This is a genomic window from Nostoc sp. CCY 9925 (assembly GCF_963920935.1).
Classification (GTDB): domain Bacteria; phylum Cyanobacteriota; class Cyanobacteriia; order Cyanobacteriales; family Nostocaceae; genus Nostoc.
This window is the reverse complement of the sequence record NZ_CAWUDO010000118.1, coordinates 1-20,048: the sequence shown is the minus strand read 5'-3', so window position 1 is coordinate 20,048 and position 20,048 is coordinate 1. Positions and strand designations below refer to the sequence as shown.

Here is a 20,048-nt window from a genome sequence, read left to right as displayed (position 1 = left end):
CTGCCTTAAAGCGCGTAACCTTTCATCATCACCAAAAGCTGACAAGAACCTTAATCCTGGCTCAACTGAAATTATAGTTGCAAATAATCCTGGCTCAATACAGCGATGATTGCAGGTCGGGGGATTTATAATTGCAGGTCGCTACAGTTAACGACACCTGCACCACAAGCTGCTGTGCTGGCTGCTGGTCATGCCCCTGAAGCAACAACAGAAACGGCAGTTGTCAGTCTTAAGACTATCAGTAAGAACTTCTGGCGACATTTGTAAATTAGCTTGTCGGAAAGTATTGCAGCCGATTTACTACAGCAATGCGGATTCATTAAGTGTATCCCCCAGCCTATACCGCACTGGGGGATATTTCTAACTGACTTTCAGCTTAATTGCTTGTTTGTCCTCTGGGTTTTTTCGTATGACATCGCTTAACCATTAGAATATCTTTTCTGAATGTGGAATTTTTATGTAAATTTAACCACATATACCTGATGAAAGTTTACAATATAATTACTGAAACTAATCTAGTTACAACCAACAGGCTTTGGTTTGACCCATCCATGACTGATAATAAACAAGTTGTCTGCCAACTCACTCAACAAAAACCAAAACGTGTTTTGGTTGTAGCTCCAAGTGAACTAGCTATCCATCATCGTCACAGGCAATCCTTTCAAAAACCGCCTAGTTTAAGCAATTGCATTTTCAAAGTCATCGCTAAATTATCTATCGTCAGCACTATGTTGTTTGGTATCAGTGCGTTGGGCTACTGGGGATTAGAAATTGTAGAAGCTAACACAATCCCGACGATAGAAGATAGATACAATTGGCGAACCCAAAAACATATTTGTTTCGGTTGGATGCTGTTTACTTTTTCTAGCTTTCTTGGGAGTGCGTCTTTTTGTGACGAGTTTACGCTCTGAAATTCAGAAGGTAGATGTCTAAATATTACCCCGTGGCCGATTACTAAAAATTAATCCGACGATAAATTTCAGTCAGGGGAATTTCTACGTTTAAACTGTGCAGCATAATTGTCCGCTCAAGGTGAGAGTGAACTTGCCATAGCCAGCGATCGTTACTGTTCCGATCCAAGTTATGATACTGCTCTATGTAGGGTTCAGTTTGGCTTACAAGCAGATATTCACAAAAGCTAGCAATCGAGCGATATTTTCTGAACTTATCCCCTCGGTCATAAGCTTCAGTCGAGGGCGATAGAACTTCGACAATAAGCATTGGATTGAGAATTTCATCATTGCGTAGACGCTCTTGCGGCTTGTCGTAGACATTGCTATTAAACTCTGGTTCACCATTAACAACCATCAAATCAGTATAAGTACCGCATTGATATTCAGGAATCCAAACTCGCAAGTCGCTATTATACAAACGAAAATCCGTGTCTCTCAATAAAAACCCTAAGTAAATTAAGAAATTGCTGGCAATCGCGCTATGAGATTCCGAACCTCCCGACATAGTAATAATCTCTCCGTTACGGTATTCATGGCGTTCGGGGTTTGTTTCTTCCATAGCCCGATACTCGTCTAACGTGAGGCGAGTTGTTATTACTTCTGGGGGACTGCTTTGAGCAAAGACCACAATTCAGACCTCTTGAATAATTACCTCTGAAACTATTATCAGCAACGACTGCCAGAATTGCCAATTTCATGAGAAAAGCAACATGACTTGCACGTTATTATATTAGCGAACAAACTTAAGGCTTTCGACACTAGAACTAAACATATCAGTAAAGATACTCATTACAGTCCGTTCTCGTAGTTTAATATTACCACTGACAGACATACCAGATTGAAGAAGTACTTTACGCCCATTAATCGAAATTGATTGTTGATCTAGTCGTACCTTAGCAGGGAATCGGTAAAAAGGATAAATCTGATCGGGTGGCAAGGCATCAGAGCCAATCCATACTAGCTTACCTTTGACATCGCCAAACTCACTAAAAGGAAATGAATCAATTCTGACATCTACTTTCATCCCCTCTTTAACAAAACCAATATCTTTGTTGGTGATATAAACTTTAGCAATCAGAGCATCATCAGGAACAATTTTGAGAATTGGTTCGCTGGATGTGACTACAAATCCTGGTGTATGTGCCTTAAGTTCAAAAACTGTACCTGAAACAGGGGAATTGATCGACTGATATTGAAGATTCATTTGAGTTTGGCTCAACTGAGAATCATTTTCGGCAATTTTCTTATTATTTTCGACAATGGCTTTAGTAAGCTGAGAATCAATCTCAGAAATTTTTTTGTTATTATCTGCAATTTGGGTGAGCCAATCTTTACGAGAAATAGCTACAGTCGATTGCAAATTAGCTTGTGCTTGGTTAATAGCAGATTGTAAACGAAATCCTTCTTGGGTAAGCTGGTCAATTTCTGATTGAGCGTTTCTAACTTCCTCTTGTTGCTTGAAGTATTGGATTTTAGAAATCGCCCCATCATTCATTAAGGGGGTAATATTGTCAAGAATCCCCTGATTCATTTTGAGAGTATCTTTTGTGCTAACCAATTTAATTTGGGTTTGGTTAAGTTGACGACTTAATTGGTCAACTTCCAGTTTTGCAGCAGTGAACCGCGCATTCAATTCTTCAGAAGTAGACAACAATCGTTCTTTTTGTTCGATGGAAAGTCCACTACTAGAACCTGTACCATCTAGTTGGGCACGATATAAACGGTTCTCTGCAACTAGAGCAACCCGACTTTTGGTAAGGTCAAGCATTTCATTTGTGGCTTGAAAATCGGTGGAACTTATTGTAGTTCCACCTCTCATTTGAGACTGATAAAATTGATTTTCTTTGAGTAAAGATAGGCGAATTTTCTTCAAAGAGTCGAGTTGAGCATTAGCAGTAGTGGGGTCAAGCCCGATAAGATGTTCGCCAAGTTTAACCTGCTGTCCATCTTCAACATAGATTTTTTTAACTACGCCACCAACAGGAGCTTGTATTTCTTTAACTGTGCCTGTAGGCTCTAACTTACCACTAGCAGAAACTGCTTCTTCAATTTTGGCAAAGTTTGCCCAGATAATTGTGCCAGTTGTAACAGCCATCAAACCCCAAAGGATAGCGCGTGACCATTTGCGGGATTGTCGAAGAATTACAGGTTGATCAAACTTAGGGATATAACGTGGGGCAGTATTAGCTGGTTTTGGCTGAATATCGGATGTCTCAGTTGATAACTGTTCCAATTGGTCAACAGAAGTTATTGCTAGATTTTGAGAACTGCCATTGCCATTGTTTGAGTGTTTGCCATTTCCATTATTACTATTGCCATTATTAATACTCATAATTATTTAGCTGTTAGCGATTAGCTTTTTATAAATAGTAGTTAGTGATAAGTTTTAGCTATTGTTAATTCGCAAAATATTTTCTTTTCCTCATCCGCTCAAACTTGAGCCTCCTGTTGTTGGTACAAACAGTAATAAAGCCCTGTTAAATCCATAAGTTCTGCATGAGTCCCCTGTTCAGCAATTCGTCCTTGGCTCATCATCAAAATCACATCGGCATTTTGAATTGTCCCTAGCCTGTGGGTAATAAAAAATACTGTCCTCCCCTTAAATACTTGGGCTAGATTCAAGCACACCTGACGTTCAGTAGCATAGTCAAGTGCGCTGGTAGCTTCATCTAGAATCAACAGTGGTGGGTTTTGTAGTACAGTCCGAGCGATCGCAATTCGTTGTCTTTGTCCACCAGATAAAGCTGAACCCCTCTCTCCAACACGAGTTTCATAACCATTGGGCAAATTCATAATGAAATCATGGGCGCAAGCAATTTTAGCAGCCTCCACAATCTCTGATGGTGTGGCATCAGGCATGGTCAGGGCAATGTTCTCCTGCACTGTGGTATCGAATAACAAAGTGTCTTGCAACACCATGCCGATTTGTTGACGTAGAGAGTAGAGTTCTACCTTATTAATGTCATAGCCATCAATTTTGATGCGACCGGAGTCTAATTCGTAGAGGCGGGGTAAGAGTTTGGTTAATGTACTTTTCCCAGCACCACTTTGTCCCACAACTCCAACAAACATACCAGCTTCAATATCAAGATGAACGTTGTTAAGTTGGGGGTTAGGGCTTTTAGCAAAGCTGAAAGTAACACTTTCATATTGAACTGCACCAACAATAGCGGGCATCGGGATGTTATTACGTCCAGCAATTTCTGTTTCCTGGGGAGTATCGAGAATATCAGCCAAGCGTTCTAGTGATAAAGCAGTTTCTTGGAAGTTTTGCCACAGTTGAATTAACCTTAACAAAGGACTTGTGACATAACCTGCGATAATACGAAAAGCAATTAACTGTCCTAAAGTTAGTTTTTGTTGCAATACTAAATATGCACCTACCCATAATAAAAGTAAGCTAGAGAGTTTATTCAAAAAGTTAGATAAAGAACTAGCAGTATTGCTTGTTAGAACATTCTCAAAGCTAGCACTAATATATTTCCCATAGCGAGATTGCCATTGCCAGCGAGAATTCAGTTCAATATTTTGGGCTTTGACAGTTTGAATCCCAGAAACCACTTCAACTAAATACGATTGAGTTTCAGCATTGCGTTCGGCTTTAGTTCTGGTTTGGTTACGAATAATTGGTGCAAATATAAAGGTTAATAAAGCAAAGAGCGGTACTGTTGCTAGTGCTACAATCGTTAGCAGCCAGCTATAAAAAATCATTACTACAATGTAGATAACAGAGAAGATAGCATCTAGAACAACAGTCAGGGCAGTACCAGTAAGGAAAGAGCGAATATTCTCTAATTCGTTGATCCGGCTGGATATTTCCCCAACAGGGCGCTTTTCAAAATAACGCAGTGGCAAGCGTAATAGATGGTCGATAACTTCCGAACCCAGACTTAAATCAATCCGGTTGGTGGTATCGACAAACAAGTTAGTACGTAGCCAAGTAATAATGCCCTCTACTATAGCCATTGCTATGAGCAGAAAGCCCAGAACGTTGAGAGTATTAATCCCGTTTTGAATGATAACTTTATCAATAATTACTTGGGTAATTAAGGGATTTGCTAGCCCCAATAATTGTACAAATAATGAAGCAATAAATACTTCAATTAAAACAGTACGATGCTTTTTAATAGCAGGTAAAAACCAACTTAAGCCAAATCGCTTTTGAGGAGTTTCTTTGGTCGGTTGCAACAGAAGTACTTGTCCCTCCTCCCCCCAAGTTTCAACAAAATCGGCTGGCTTTTTACGGACAATGCCTTGCTCTGGAATGCCAAGAACTAGTTCTTTTTCAGTGGCTTTGTAAAGAATTGCATAGCTATCTTGCCAAGGAATCAAAACTGGTGTGGGTAGTTTAGATATTGCGACGGCGGGAACATTCACCAGTTGAGATGTAAGTCCCATCAATTCTGCCAAAGCACCACACAATTGAATGGAAATGCTGCCTGTGCGCTCTTTGTTACTAACTAAGGCACGGCGCAAGACATCGCGGCGAAATGGCATTTTATTGTGTTGCGCTAGCATTTGGAAACAGGCAAGAGTTCCATCTACAGGGCCACGACCCGATATATGCGGGTATTTGATTTGCGATCGCTCCACTTCTTCCTGTTCTGGGCGCTCTGGGGCGAATGGAGCGTTTGCCCAAATTCCAGTTTCAGATAATGAGGTGATATTAAGGTCAGATTCAGGAATTGGGAGTGTTGGATCGGCAAAACCAACTAGGCGAACTTCTCCAGTAATGTTAGCTCGATCTGAGCCAGCATTTAGGCAAGATCCCACAGCATAGTTCGACCCTTTACTGCTAACTAACCACAGTAAATTAGGGTCTAATTGTTGAAGTGGTGTTGTGCCTGGAGGCAAGTTAAGGATAGTAGCTTGTTTTGTTGAAGCAGTAGCAAGTTCTTTAAGATTGTCTGGAATCTTACCTCGACGTTCTAGTTCTGCACCCAACAGGTCAAAAACTTCAACTAAGCTGCAATAGTTACGAAAGGCGTTGGCTATTGCTGGTTCAAGTTCTAGTAGACTTAAAAAATCCGAGGCTTTGAGCGTTAGACAAAGAGTTTCAACTGAAGCGATCGCTGTTTCACACGGTACACCACGTAGCAAGCTTGTCCAACCGATGATTGATCCTGGTTTTAGTAGTTGCAGGGTATCAGGGGCAGAAGCACCAGGGGCATATCCCAATAAACGGGCTTGCCCCTGGTAAAGAATGGCTACTCTAGCTGGGAGGGTTTCTCTGACCAAAATAGCTTGCCCCATTCGGTAACGCAAAGGTTCAAGTTTTGCTGCAATCCCCTCAACACTGGTTATAGAAAGCTGATTAAATGGGTAGATACTGGCGAGAAATTCTTGAATCGTGGTAGTGCTTTCTATCATCTTGTTATTAAAACTGGAGCAGGTGCATCATCATGTATGGTCAACTGCGCTTTGCTGATTTCTTCGGCTAACCAAGTCTCAAACAAATGATTCAGAAGTGTGGAGCGCATGGCATCATCTAATTGAGCCGGAATTAGCTTTTCTAATCGCACAATTACAAACCACTCGTCCAATTTCATCGGCGGCCATAACTGTCCTGGCTGTGAAATGGTCAGTTTCTGTGCTATTGCTGGATGCGGTTGACTTATGGTCACAGGGCCTAACATTCCTCCTGTTTGAGCTTCTTGCCCTTGTGAATACACTGAGGCACAGTCAGCAAAGGTCTGTTCTCCTGCCTTGATGCGAAAATACAGTTCTTGGGCAACTTCGGCATCAGATGTGCGGATTAGGGAATAAATTACTTTGTCTAACTGAGACTTACATTGCAAAAAATAAGATTCTAGCTTTGTCCCCCAAGTGGCTTGCTTTAACTTCTCAATTTTCAGTTCTCGTATAGCAACAGCTTCTAATTGCTCAAGACTCATGCTGTAATGCTTTAAAGCTTTTGCCTTTGCTTCTGGTGTTGTCAGCTGATTGTTTTGATAAAATTGCTCAATAACACCGATTTTTTCTGATGGAGTAAGTTCAAAGCCAGCGATCGCTGTTTCAATAATCACCAAACGGCACAATTGAGGCAGCATTTGGTAGCCAGCCAGCAGATGCGGAATTTCTGCTTGGGTAATTATCTGGTTGCCAATTTTCAGATGAGCCATAGGGTGCTAGAAAGTTAGGGTAGAGGAACCTATGAAATAATTTCCCTACCGCATCATGTATTGTAGGTTCTATTTATGACAATGATAAGTACACGTATATTTAACAAAAGGATAGCTGTTACATACACTTAGAGATACTGAGAAAAACCTTTAAAAACTAAATTATTTAGATATATTAGCTACTTTATCAAAAAAATATACTTAATCTAGTTAGTACTTAAAGGAGTATTGAAACAATTTTAGGCATAAATTCGCTGGTGTAAATCTGAACAACGAGAGTATAAAGTTACAAGTGACCGTAAAAAACGTGTCCAGTACATGGATGATGCACCAAGAGGTTTCAAATCTACGTCAGAATCAATTGGTGCAAAAGCCTTCGTATTTGATTTTCAGTTATTAGGAAAGCATCATGAATCAAAGCTTAATCACCCAAGAGTTCGGAATTATTATTGCTGCAAAAAATTATAACCCTACACTCCTAAATCCAGATTTTCTCAAATATAGTGGTATCGTTCCAACAGAATGGGAATTGGCTCGTCAACCAATATCTACTCAAAATGTATCTCAAGTTGCCTTCACTAACGGTGTGATGATAGTAGCTGAACCAACGCGAGTCATATTTATAGAAGCTATTGAAGGTAAATCAGCAACAGAAATCAAAGTTGCAAATATTGCCAAAAAATATGTTCAAATACTACCCAATATAGAATACGAAGCTGTAGGTCTTAATCCCAGAAGCTACATGACTTTTGACCAACAGCAGGATGCAGCCCGTCAGTATTTAGCCAAAACGCTACTGTCTCCTGGCGCTTGGCAAGAAGTTGGGACTACACCTGTACGAGCGACACTAAACTTAGTTTATACTTTAGAGCGCTGCCCATTCTATCTGACAGTAAGTGAAGCAGCATTACGGAATCCAGATGAAACCAGCACTCCTATTGTGTTGTTCAATGGTAGTTTTAGCTATGAAGTAAAGAGTGAAGCTGTGCCAGAACGTATCGGAAATTTACATCAAATTATTGACAATTGGCAAGTAGATTTTGCAACTTACCAAGAGATTATTAGTACCAAGTTTATAGCTGAAGTGGCTAACAATACAACTATAGTTCCAAATATATTGACAATGGATGTCGGTGTAGCAGCTTGATATTTTTGTAAAAGATAGGTTAACGATGAGGAGATAAACTGAGGGTTTTCTCCTCGTTTCCCATTATTCAAAATAATAAGAGCAGGCAGATAATCGCCTTATATATTGAGATTGAGTCAAGAGTATTTTATCGTTATCGACTCCAGAGCAAAATTGGCGGATTTTTTTATCAAATAAAAACAGTAAACAATTTACTACTTCTTGGGGTTAATCATGGGTAGCTCTGAAAATTTGGGAACCAATAGTGCATCTTCTACTAATGGCGGAATCTTACCACTATCTTTACTAGAAAGTGCAACTTTGAGTGCAGCTTTAGATGATAATTCTGCCTTAACTTCTTTGCAAATATCACTCAGAACTCCTAGTGGTTCCGACCCGATAAACACAGAGTTAGAACGACTGGAAAAATCAGAAAATGGCACTGAAAATAATAACTCAAATCAAGATTCTACTAACTACACCCCATTAAGTAGCAATATCTTTGACTCCCAGACACAAAATTTTATCAACACTCCTTTACTCCCCACTAGTAGTAATAATAACTCTGCTAAAACAAAAGCAAAAGACTCACTTACAGGTAATGCTACAGACAACTCACTAGTTCGTATTACTCAACAGAACTTGCTAAATACTGCTGGACTACTGGGAATTGTAGATAATTCTCAGCAAAATTCTTCAGTACAGACAAATTCTAGCGCAACACCAACAACTAGTCAGACTTCTATCCCCAACTTTGCTATTCGTACCGAAGGCACTATCAGTATCAACGGCAATGGAGATTTTGACGGTGTACCAACTTCTTTAAGTGATGATGCCTTAATTTATGCAGCCAAAGGCTTCATCATGAATGGCAATCTCACACTACCCGTACAAATAGATGCAGCAAGAAATCCGATTCGAGATGCCAATGGCAAACTGGTTTTGGTAGATAAAGCTGTGGCAGTGGCCTCTGGCTACACCACCAGTATTGTCAATGGTTCTAGCAATAAGTATGCTGGCTTAACTCCTCCACCAGTAGTGCCACAGCAGACAGTAATCGTGCCAGCCTATGCAGATATAAAACAAATCGAACTCAATCGCCGCATTCCTGTGGGGACACCCACTGTTACCTTCAACATTTCTCAAAACCCCCTTAATAGTAGTAGCGACTGGTCGAAGAAGTTTCCACCTCCAGGTACGACAAATAATCCTACCGTTGTGAGAATAACAGGAGGGGGGCTAAATATTCCTGCTAATGTCAGCTTAAACAACTATATTATTACCGTTGAGCAAGGAGATATCAATTTCAATGGCAATGGTCACAACTTTAATAATGTTGTCTTAATTGCCAATAACGGTAATGTTAACCTGTCTAATTTGCTCTCCCGTGATTTGTCCGTGTTTGCTTCCGGTTCTATTAACATGAACGGTGGTGCGAGATTTGCAGGTTCTTCCTTACTAGCCACGGGTAGCGCTAATGGCAATATTACTTTTAACGGTGCTACCAGCAGCATCAATACTACCGATAATCTGAAGGTATTTTCCCAAGGAGATATCACCTATAACGGTGCCACTAATACCCGTGGATTGTTCTTAAGTGTTAAGAACTTTATCTTCAACGGCAATTCCAGTTTGTACGGTTCAATTAGTGCCAAGGGCAATATCATCTTTAATGGTCAAGCTACTGTGATTGGTGTCGCTGAATTGATGCCAGATATTAACCCACCTATAATTAGCGCTACTCTAGCTCGTGATACTGCACTCTTGGGACAAACAAATCAAGATTTTATTACTTTTGACCCCACAATTACCGGAACTGTTACTGATGCTAATCCTATACTTGAGTTTCGTGCTGGCTTGAATAATACGCTATCTGCCAACTACACAAATGTGATGCAAGGGCGCAATAATGATGGCAGTTTTAGTTTTTCCCGATCTCAACTGGAAACTATTAATGGTGGCACGCTGAATGATGGCGTTTACACTTTGCATTTACAAGCCAAAGACTTATATGGCAATCTTTCTGATACTTTTAATCTGACATTCACTCTCGACACAACTACACTTGACCCCAATAATCTAGACTTACGTGCCATTGATGATAGCGGTTCTAGTAATATTGATAATATTACAAATAAAAATACACCATCTATTACAGGTAACGCAGAAGCTGGTGCAGTTGTTCAACTCTTAAATAATGGGCAACTCCTTGGTCAGGCAATAGCTAATAATACTGGTGTATGGCAAATTGTTACTAGCAACCTTACAGATGGAACTTATAATCTCACTGCTACGGCCACTGACATTGCTGGCAATGTCAGCAACTTGAGTGCGCCGATTGCGATCGCTATTGACAGCACATTACCTCTATTAACGCTAAATACCCCAGTTGATACCGTACCTCTTACTCCTGGAGCTAGATTAATTGGTCGTGTCGATGGTACTGGTTCTGCTGTAACTGCATTGAGTTATCACTTTGATAACTTAGCGTCAGTTCCCGTACCATTTAATGCTACAGGAGTATTTGACCAATCTTTAGACTTAACTGGACTAAGCAATGGGTCGCACACTCTAACCCTTAGTGCCAAAGACACAGCAGGTAATGTCAAAACTGTTCAATATAATGTCACAGTTGTTATTGATCAGGATGCACCTGTGATTAGCGCTACCTTAGTGGAAGACACTGCCCCTGCTAACACGACCAATACTGATAAAATTACCTTTGATCCCAGCATTACGGGTACTGTCACCGATGTTAACCAAGTTGTTAGCTTCCAGGCTGGTTTCAACAATACAAATGTTGCCAACTTTGTCAATGTTTTACCTGCTAGGCAATCTGATGGTAGTTTTAGCTTTAGCCGCCCGCAATTAGAACAAATCTATGGCGGAACTTTACCAGATGGCCAACATATACTGTACTTGCAAGTAACAGATTCCTACGGTAATACTTCTAGCATATTTGCCGTTGCCTTTACCTTGGATACTGTTACACCTGCACCAACTCTCAAATTGTCAACAGCTAGCGATTCAGGGTTTAATAATAGCGATCGCCTCACTAACGATGCGACTCCCATAATTGTTGGCACTGCCGAAGTTGGAGCATCTGTAGAATTATTCAACAACGGGCAGCAAATCGGACAAACTACTGTCAGTGCCGATGGGACTTGGCAAATAACTACATCCTCATTGACCGATGGTATACATTCCTTAAGTGCTGCTGTTACTGACATTGCCGGAAATACCAACACTTCTGTGACATCCCTTGACATCACTGTTGATACAGTTTTTCCACAACTGACCCTCGATAAACCCTTTGATCAAACTCCCCTGCGACAAGGAGATAAAATCACTGGGAGGATTAATGGTACAGGTAGTAGCGTAATTTCCTTGAGCTATCGCTTCAATAACCAAAGTGAAATACCTATTGTCTATAATTCTGCGGAGGCTTTTGACCAGGAACTAGATTTGACTGGACTTGGGAATGGTGTCCACGTTCTGACGATTGTGGCAATTGATGCAGCTGGTAATTTACTGACCACACAATATAATGTCACTGTTCAGCTAGATGAAGCAGCACCCGTAATAACCGCAGCTTTGACAAATGACACAGCCCCAAGTAGCACAACTAACAGCGATCGCATTACTTTTGACCCTGCAATTACCGGTAATGTTGTTGATACTAGCCGTGTGGTTGAATTCCGAGCAGGTTTTGATAATACTCCTATTGCCAATTTTGTTGATGTTTTACGCCAGCTAAATAGCGATGGAACTTTTAGCTTTGACCGCAGTCAACTAGCAGCAATTTACGGCAGTTCCATCCCTGATGGCGTGCATACCTTACACTTGCTTGCCCAAGATGAATTTGGCAACCTCACTGAGGTTTACAACTTCACCTTTACACTAGATACAACAACACCTGCACCAAATAACCTCGATCTACCTGCTAGTAACGATAGCGGTACGAGCAGTACTGATAACATTACCAAATACCCATCCTCAGGCATTACAGGTAACGCTGAAGCTGGTGCAACCGTCCAACTTGTCAATAGCAATGGCGGACAAATTCTCGGTCAGGCAACTGCCGATGCTAACGGTGCATGGCAAATTACTACCAATAACTTAGCTGACGATACGTACAATGTCAGTGCTATTGCTACTGACATTGCTGGGAACCTCAGCAGTATCTCGGCAATAACAATTACCATTGATAGCACTGCACCGACCCTCGCCTTAACAACTCCTGTTGATACAACGCCATTAAAACAAGGAGCGCGTCTAGTTGGCAGTACCAGTGGTACGGGTAGTAGCATTAGTGCTTTGAGCTACAGCTTTGACAATCAAGCTGCAATACCTTTATTTTTCAACCCTGATGGTAGTTTTGATCAACAGCTTGACTTTACAGGAATTGCCAACGGCGATCGCGTTTTGACAATTACTACAACAGATATTGCCGGGAACATTACTATCCAGCAGTATAATCTTACCGTTAATCTCGATTACGAAGCTCCAATTATTACCGCGAACTTAATACGTGACACTGCTCAAGGAGGAAATACCAATAGCGATCGGACTACTTTTGATCCGACAATTGTTGGTACTGTCACCGATATTAACCACATAGTTGAATTGCGAGTTGGGTTGAACGATACACTTGCTGCGAACTATGTTGATATTACTGCCCAAATTCAACCTGATAGCAGCTTTACTCTCAATCGCACTCAGCTAGAAACAATTTTGGGTAATACTTTAACTGATGGCGTACACACCCTATACTTAGTAGCCAAAGATGAATTTGATAACATTTCACCTACCTTTGAATATACTTTTACGCTAGATACCAGCACACTTACACCTAGGAATCTAGACCTGATTCCAAATAGCGATCTAGGAGTAACTAACAGCGACGATATTACTAATGTTAGCAATCCCACCATTACAGGTAACGCTGAGGTGGGGGCAACAGTTCAACTTTTCCACTCTGGACAAGTTTTAGGTACTGCAACAGCTGATAGCACGGGTACTTGGCAAATTGTCACTAGCGAACTCACTGACGGTATATACAATCTCACGGCGGTTGCTACTGATATTGCAGGTAATGTCAGCAATGAGTCTGCACCACTGCAAGTAATTATTGACAAAGTAATACCTCAACTGACTCTTGGCACTCCTGTGGATACTGCACCACTTGCAATAGGAGCCAATCTAACTGGCAGTGTCAATGGTACGGGAAGCGCAGTGGCATCGCTGCGCTATCGCTTTGACAACCTTGAGGAAATTAATGTTGATTTTGACGCTACAGGAGAGTTCGAGCAACAATTAGATTTGACTGGGCTGAATCATGGTACTCATGTACTAACATTGATTGCCAATGATATTGCAGGTAATCTGACAACAATTACTTATAATGTTAACGTTAATAACGATACTACTACCCCTGTAATTGCTGCGGTTCTAAGCAACGACACTGCACCAGGGGGGATCACCAACAGTGATAAAATTACTGCTGACCCAGCAATTAACGGTACAGTAGCCGATATAAGTCGAATTGTCAGCTTCAAGGCAGGATTTAACAACACCCTCGCTGCCAACTTTGTTGATGTTATTGCCCAACTAAATACTGACGGCAGCTTTAGCTTCAACCGCACACAACTCGAAACAATATACGGTAGTTCCTTGCCAGATGGCGCTCATACCTTGCGCTTAATCGCATCTGACGAATTTGGCAACACCTCAAACGCCTTTAGCTTTACTTTTACTCTGGATACTACTGTCACTCAACCAGTCTTCAATTTAGATGCAACATCGGATTCAGGCATAGTTGGCGACAAGAAAACCAAATTCGATACAGTCAAACTTACAGGTTTAACTGACCCTGGTGTGACTGTCTCCTTGGAAGCAACAGATACTACTGTTATCGCTGATAATACAGGCAAATTTACCTTTACTAATGTTTCTTTAATCGCAGGCGTTAATTCCTTTACCTTCAAAGCAACAGATATTGCAGGCAACCAACGCACCTATACAACCACCATCTACCGTTTTAGCGCTCCTACTGCCATTAACCTCACGGCTAACAACATTGCTGAAAATAGTCCTAATGGTACGGTGATTGGTGAATTGAGCAGTCTCGACCTCGATACAAGCGATAGCCATACTTATAGTCTGGTAGATGATGCCCAGGGGCGATTCCAGATTGTAGGCAATTCTTTACAAGTGGCTAATAATACACTTATAAATTACGAGAACCAGAGCCAGCATACTATCGTTGTTCGCAGCACTGACGCTCAAGGTCTAAGCACTACTCAAGAAATTACAGTTAATGTAACCAATGTTAATGAAGCTCCCAGCTTTACTAGCACACCTATTATTACAACTATTGAATCTGGTAGTACTTATACTTATAATATCACTACCATTGACCCGGATGCTGCTGATACCCGCATTATCACTGCGACTGGAGTTCCCAGTTGGTTAATCTTTACCGATAACGGCGATGGCACTGCTGCCTTAACAGGCACCTCTAATGAAAATCAACTGGGTCTATTTAATATTGCATTTACGGTAGAAGATGCAGGCGGACTTGGCACTACACAAAATATTATTCTTGGTAGTCAAATTAGTTTGACTGAAGAAACTGACTTTACAGCAACTCGTAGCCTACCTCTAGTCATTCCAGCAACACCTTCTATCCTCAGCTTCAAGATTGATAAGAGTTTTGATATTTCCGATCCTGATGCTATTAACGATGCCTTTGAGGTGGTATTAGTTGATACTAATGGGAACTCTCTAGTACACACCGTAGCATTCGGTAGAGATGCTTTCTTTAACTGGACAGAAGGGGAAGATGTCGCATTGGGCGCGGGTGCTAGTTATAACAGTAATGACCAGACTGTGCGCTTGAATTTGACAGGCGTTAAACCAGGTCATGCCACTCTCATTTTCCGTCTGGTAAACAATGACAGTGATACTACTACCAATGTCAGCATTACCGAATTTGTTCTGCAAACTGCACCAGCTAATACACAACCTCCTTTACAGTCAGGTTTTGGTACGCAGCCATCTGCAAACATTACGACATCGCCTAACTTCAACAACTTGACAGATGTATCTCAAAGTTTCAGTGCAGATTATCACCGCACTAGCTTTAATGCAGATACCCGCTTACTATATGCAGACATTGCAATACATAACATTGGCTCTTATAGCGTTGATGCTCCAATGATAGTTGCTGTTAACCACATCAGCGACCCGACTGTTGTAGTACGCAATCCTGATGGCTTTACACCTGAAGGTATTCCCTACTACAACTTCTCAAACTTAGTTGCAGGTGGAAAACTCGATCCAAACGAATCCACCAAACAACGCTCTTTGGTATTTTACAATCCTCAAGGGATGCAGTTTAGCTATGATTTGGTAGTGCTGGCGCAGTTAAATCAAGCTCCAGTCATTCAAACTCAGCCCAACAAAGAAATAATTGGAGGTCAGTTTTACAGCTATGATGTCAATGCTAGTGACCCCAATGGAGATTCTTTAACATATAAACTGCTGGCATCCCCAGATGGTATGACCATTGACTCCACCACAGGGCTGATTAGCTGGAACACGACAACCAGCAACATCGGTAATCAGATAATTAGTTTGGAAGTGAGTGATGGACGTGGTGGTGTCACGCAGCAGAACTATACCTTATCGGTAATTGACACTCCACCAAATCGCCCACCCCTTTTCACTTCGACCCCAGTGGTGGACGCTTATATTAATCAACTGTATAAATATGATGCTAATGCCATAGACCTAGATGAAGATTATCCATTATCCTATAGCCTGATTCTCGGCCCTAACGGTATGACAGTTAATCCCGATACTGGTGTAGTGGAATGGACACCACCACCTGTACTAAACTTAGGCGATACCATTTTGGGACGAGTTGGTATACCTGGTGAAATGGATGAGTTTACCTTCAGTGGCATGAAGGGACAACGCATTTATTTCGACCCACTGCAATATTCTGGCGATTATTCTCAGTGGCGCTTTGATGTATATAGTCCTAGTGGTAGAAAAGTTATTAATGGGGCTGATTTTCGCTGGAATCAGAATCAATTGTTGACTTTAGACGAATATGGTAACTACCGTGTTGTGGTTGATGCTCAAGCAGATAGGGTTGGTACTTACGGCTTTAGCATCATTGACTTAGGTTTACTACCAATTGTGCTTTTTGACACTACCATTCCAAGTACCCTCAGCCCAGGTACAGAGGATGATACATTCCGCTTTATTGGCAATAAAGGTCAAAAGCTTTACTTTGACCGACTGACCAAAGGCGGCAGTATGGACTGGGTACTCTACAATCCCAGCAATCAAGTCGTTGCTTCCAACAGCAATTTTGATGATATGGAAGTAGAGCTTCCAGGCGATGGTGAGTATATCCTGACACTTCGTGGTAATTCAGCTTTTACTAGCATTGTTGACTATTCGTTTACTATTATTACCTCAGATATAAATACTGCCTCCTTAACATTAGGTAGTAATTTTAACTCTCACACCATCATTGATGTGATTAGTGAGAAAGGCGAACAAGATGTTTACACCTTCACAGGGACTGCCGGACAAAGACTATACTTTGATGTTTTAAATCGGGGTGGTGCTTACACTACCATTGCCCATCTTCACAGTCCAAGTGGTACTAATGTCTTTAGTAGTTGGTTATACGACCAAGATGCTCATCCTATTACCTTGACTGAAACAGGCACTTACCATCTGGTTGTTGATGGTAGTGGAGAATATACCGACAATTATACTTTTACTTTCAGGGATGTCAGTCAGGCAACATCTATCGTTCTAGACACAGATGTTACTGGACAGCTCAACCCAGGACAAGAAACTCAACTGTACCAATTTACAGGCAATGCCGGACAGAGAATTTACATAGACTCGTTAATGAGTTCACCCAATACCCGCTGGACATTGTATAACTCTGGAAATCAGGTTCTGGATAATCGTGGATTTAATGACTACGAAATTAGCTTAGCTAGTGATGATATTTATACATTGGCTATTCAAGGCTACAATGGCACTCCTGTTGACTATAAGTTTCGTATTATCACGCCAGAAACTACAACAACTGCACTTTCTTTAGGTAGCAATGAGCATCCCAATATCATTAGTAGCGAGATTTCTGAAAAAGGCGAACAAGATGTTTACACCTTCACAGGGACTGCCGGACAAAGACTATACTTTGATGTTTTAAATCGGGGTGGTGCTTACACTACCATTGCCCATCTTCACAGTCCAAGTGGTACTAATGTCTTTAGTAGTTGGTTATACGACCAAGATGCTCATCCTATTACCTTGACTGAAACAGGCACTTACCATCTGGTTGTTGATGGTAGTGGAGAATATACCGACAATTATACTTTTACTTTCAGGGATGTCAGTCAGGCAACATCTATCGTTCTAGACACAGATGTTACTGGACAGCTCAACCCAGGACAAGAAACTCAACTGTACCAATTTACAGGCAATGCCGGACAGAGAATTTACATAGACTCGTTAATGAGTTCACCCAATACCCGCTGGACATTGTATAACTCTGGAAATCAGGTTCTGGATAATCGTGGATTTAATGACTACGAAATTAGCTTAGCTAGTGATGATATTTATACATTGGCTATTCAAGGCTACAATGGCACTCCTGTTGACTATAAGTTTCGTATTATCACGCCAGAAACTACAACAACTGCACTTTCTTTAGGTAGCAATGAGCATCCCAATATCATTAGTAGCGAGATTTCTGAAAAAGGCGAACAAGATGTTTACACCTTCACAGGGACTTCCGGACAAAGACTATACTTTGATTCCATTACTAGCAGTACTACTGGTACTATCTATATTTACAGCCCAAGTGGTTTAACTTATCTTAACCATAGTCTGACTTCCGGCGATGCAGCACCTTTCACTTTACAAGAAAGCGGTATTTATCGCTTGGTAGTAGATGCGTCAGGGGAGAACACTGGCGGTTACAGCTTCCGTGTCGCAGACTTTAGCCAAGCATTATCTCTGACTCTAGGAACAGCAATTAGTCATAGTTTACCATCTCGTGAAGTTAGACTTTATAAATTTAATGGAACTCAGGGGCAGCGGCTACAATTCGACAGTTTGCTAGCAGTGTCAGGCGCTGACTGGGTATTGTATGCACCCGGCAACAATGTGCTGGGTTCCACATCTGCGAGTAACGATTTTGAAGTAGTACTACCTAGTACTGACACTTATGTCCTGGCTTTACGCAGTTCATCAGCTAGCCCAGTCAACTATAGCTTCCAAGTCAACGATCTTACTCCCGTAGCAGTGGCGAACGCTGGTCTAGGGGTGATTTATAGTGGCACTAGCACCGCTACCCCAACAACCCAAACCTTCACGGCTTCTGCGGGTACGTTTGTTTACTTTGACAGTCAAATTGCTTATAATAACCCTTACGGAGTTAGCACAAAACTCCTTGACCCCAGCAGTACCCAAGTTTTTAACATCAATGCTTCTGCTGATGCTGGCATATATCAGCTACAGAGGACTGGCACTTATTCTTTACAAGTCGCAGGCAATGGTAGCTATAAGTACACATTTATTGATTTAGGTGCTGCTGCCGACTTAAGTTTAAATAGCATTACTAATATCTCATTAAATCCTGGTTTGGCAGCAACTGCTTATAAATTTACAGGCACGGTAGGGCAACAACTATTCTATGACGGTATAAGCGGCAGCAATGTCTCACTGAGGATGTTTAGTCCCAGTGGACGTGAACTTTTTAACATTGGCGCTCAAAGTGACCGTGGTCTTAACAGTGGACTTACTTTCAGCGAAGCAGGCACTTATTACTTGCTGTTTTCTAATACTCAAGCGACCACTGCTAATGTGAGCTTCCGACTTTGGGATAAAGCCGTAGCTACAGAGATTAACTTCAATACAGATTATACTGGTACTTTGACTGGTGGTTTAGAAGCTAACTTGTATCGCTTCACTGGCACAACAGGACAGTATTTATACATTGATAACCAAGCAGGTGGGCATCCCAACCAATGGATTCTCTACGGACTTGGAGGACAGAACATCACTTCTGCCTATATATACGAAGATCGGGAATTAGCGCTATCTGCCACCGGTGAATACTTGCTAGTAATGCAAGGTAATGGTAGTAGTAATCAAAATTACAGTTTCCACATTGCCACGCCAGAATTTACCACCGAAGCGCTCACCCTCAACACCATAGTCAACGGTAACATTAGTAAGCGCGGTGAAAATGATACTTATACTTTCAGTGGTCATGCTGGTCAGCAATTGTTTTTTGATGCCCTAGATGGTACTGTCACCGGGCTGACCATGCGGTTGATTAGTCCCTCTGGACGTGCAGTTGCTAGTTGGAATGCCCAAACCGATAGAAGTTCTGCTAACGAGTTGACTCTATCTGAAACAGGTATTTATCAGTTAGTGATAGATGGAAATAGTGCAACCACTGGTGATTATAAGTTCCGTCTTTGGGACAAAGCCGCTGCTACAGAGATTAACTTCGATACAGACTACACTAGCAGTTTAACTAGTAGTTTAAACGCTGACCTCTATCGCTTCACTGGTACAGCAGGACAGTATTTATACATTGATAACCCACCCAGTGGGTCTTCTAATCGATGGCTTCTCTATGGTACTGGGGGACAAAACATTACTTCCGGCTATATGTATGAAGATCGAGAATTAGCGCTACCTGCCACAGGCGAATACCTCCTAGTCATGCAAGGCAATGGTGCTAGTAATCAAAATTACAGTTTCCACATTGCCACGCCAGAATTTACCACCGAAGCG

Annotated in this window: 8 protein-coding genes; 4 read left to right on the top strand and 4 right to left on the bottom strand. The window is 41.4% G+C overall.

What is annotated here, in order from left to right:
- Positions 1–105: 105 nt before the first annotated feature.
- Positions 106–267: a hypothetical protein gene (locus tag ACM0OY_RS34250; RefSeq protein WP_414573222.1), complete on the top strand. Its 162-nt coding sequence runs from the start codon at positions 106–108 to the stop codon at positions 265–267.
- 215 nt (positions 268–482) lie between these two features.
- Complete coding sequence (locus ACM0OY_RS34245) at positions 483–911, top strand: hypothetical protein (RefSeq protein ID WP_414573221.1); 429 nt, start codon at positions 483–485, stop codon at positions 909–911.
- Between the two features lie 43 nt (positions 912–954).
- Here ACM0OY_RS34245 and ACM0OY_RS34240 read toward each other — a convergent pair whose 3' ends face one another.
- The 4 genes from ACM0OY_RS34240 to ACM0OY_RS34225 form a co-directional block, all read right to left on the bottom strand.
- The gene (locus tag ACM0OY_RS34240; protein WP_414573220.1) at positions 955–1,581 is read right to left on the bottom strand and encodes a Uma2 family endonuclease; all 627 of its coding nucleotides are present in this window, start codon (positions 1,579–1,581) and stop codon (positions 955–957) included.
- Between the two features lie 102 nt (positions 1,582–1,683).
- Entirely contained in the window at positions 1,684–3,285 is a 1,602-nt protein-coding gene (locus ACM0OY_RS34235) for an HlyD family efflux transporter periplasmic adaptor subunit (protein ID WP_414573219.1), read from the bottom strand.
- A gap of 98 nt (positions 3,286–3,383) precedes the next feature.
- Complete coding sequence (locus tag ACM0OY_RS34230; protein ID WP_414573218.1) at positions 3,384–6,323, bottom strand: peptidase domain-containing ABC transporter; 2,940 nt, start codon at positions 6,321–6,323, stop codon at positions 3,384–3,386.
- Positions 6,320–7,075: a peptidylprolyl isomerase gene (locus ACM0OY_RS34225; RefSeq protein WP_414573217.1), complete on the bottom strand. Its 756-nt coding sequence runs from the start codon at positions 7,073–7,075 to the stop codon at positions 6,320–6,322. The genes ACM0OY_RS34230 and ACM0OY_RS34225 overlap by 4 nt, the downstream gene beginning before the upstream one ends.
- Positions 7,076–7,484: 409 nt before the next feature.
- Between ACM0OY_RS34225 and ACM0OY_RS34220 the strand changes: the two genes are divergently transcribed.
- Positions 7,485–8,222: a hypothetical protein gene (locus ACM0OY_RS34220; protein WP_414573216.1), complete on the top strand. Its 738-nt coding sequence runs from the start codon at positions 7,485–7,487 to the stop codon at positions 8,220–8,222.
- A gap of 213 nt (positions 8,223–8,435) precedes the next feature.
- The coding region (locus ACM0OY_RS34215; protein ID WP_414573215.1) for an Ig-like domain-containing protein at positions 8,436–20,048 on the top strand (11,613 nt) is incomplete at its 3' end.

Excerpts from the sequence above, each read along its gene's own strand:
- ACM0OY_RS34250 (WP_414573222.1), top strand. The coding sequence starts at position 106 with ATGATTGCAGGTCGGGGGATTTATAATTGCAGGTCGCTACAGTTAACG.
- ACM0OY_RS34245 (WP_414573221.1), top strand. The coding sequence starts at position 483 with ATGAAAGTTTACAATATAATTACTGAAACTAATCTAGTTACAACCAAC.
- ACM0OY_RS34235 (WP_414573219.1), bottom strand. The coding sequence starts at position 3,285 with ATGAGTATTAATAATGGCAATAGTAATAATGGAAATGGCAAACACTCA.
- ACM0OY_RS34230 (WP_414573218.1), bottom strand. The coding sequence starts at position 6,323 with ATGATAGAAAGCACTACCACGATTCAAGAATTTCTCGCCAGTATCTAC.
- ACM0OY_RS34225 (WP_414573217.1), bottom strand. The coding sequence starts at position 7,075 with ATGGCTCATCTGAAAATTGGCAACCAGATAATTACCCAAGCAGAAATT.
- ACM0OY_RS34220 (WP_414573216.1), top strand. The coding sequence starts at position 7,485 with ATGAATCAAAGCTTAATCACCCAAGAGTTCGGAATTATTATTGCTGCA.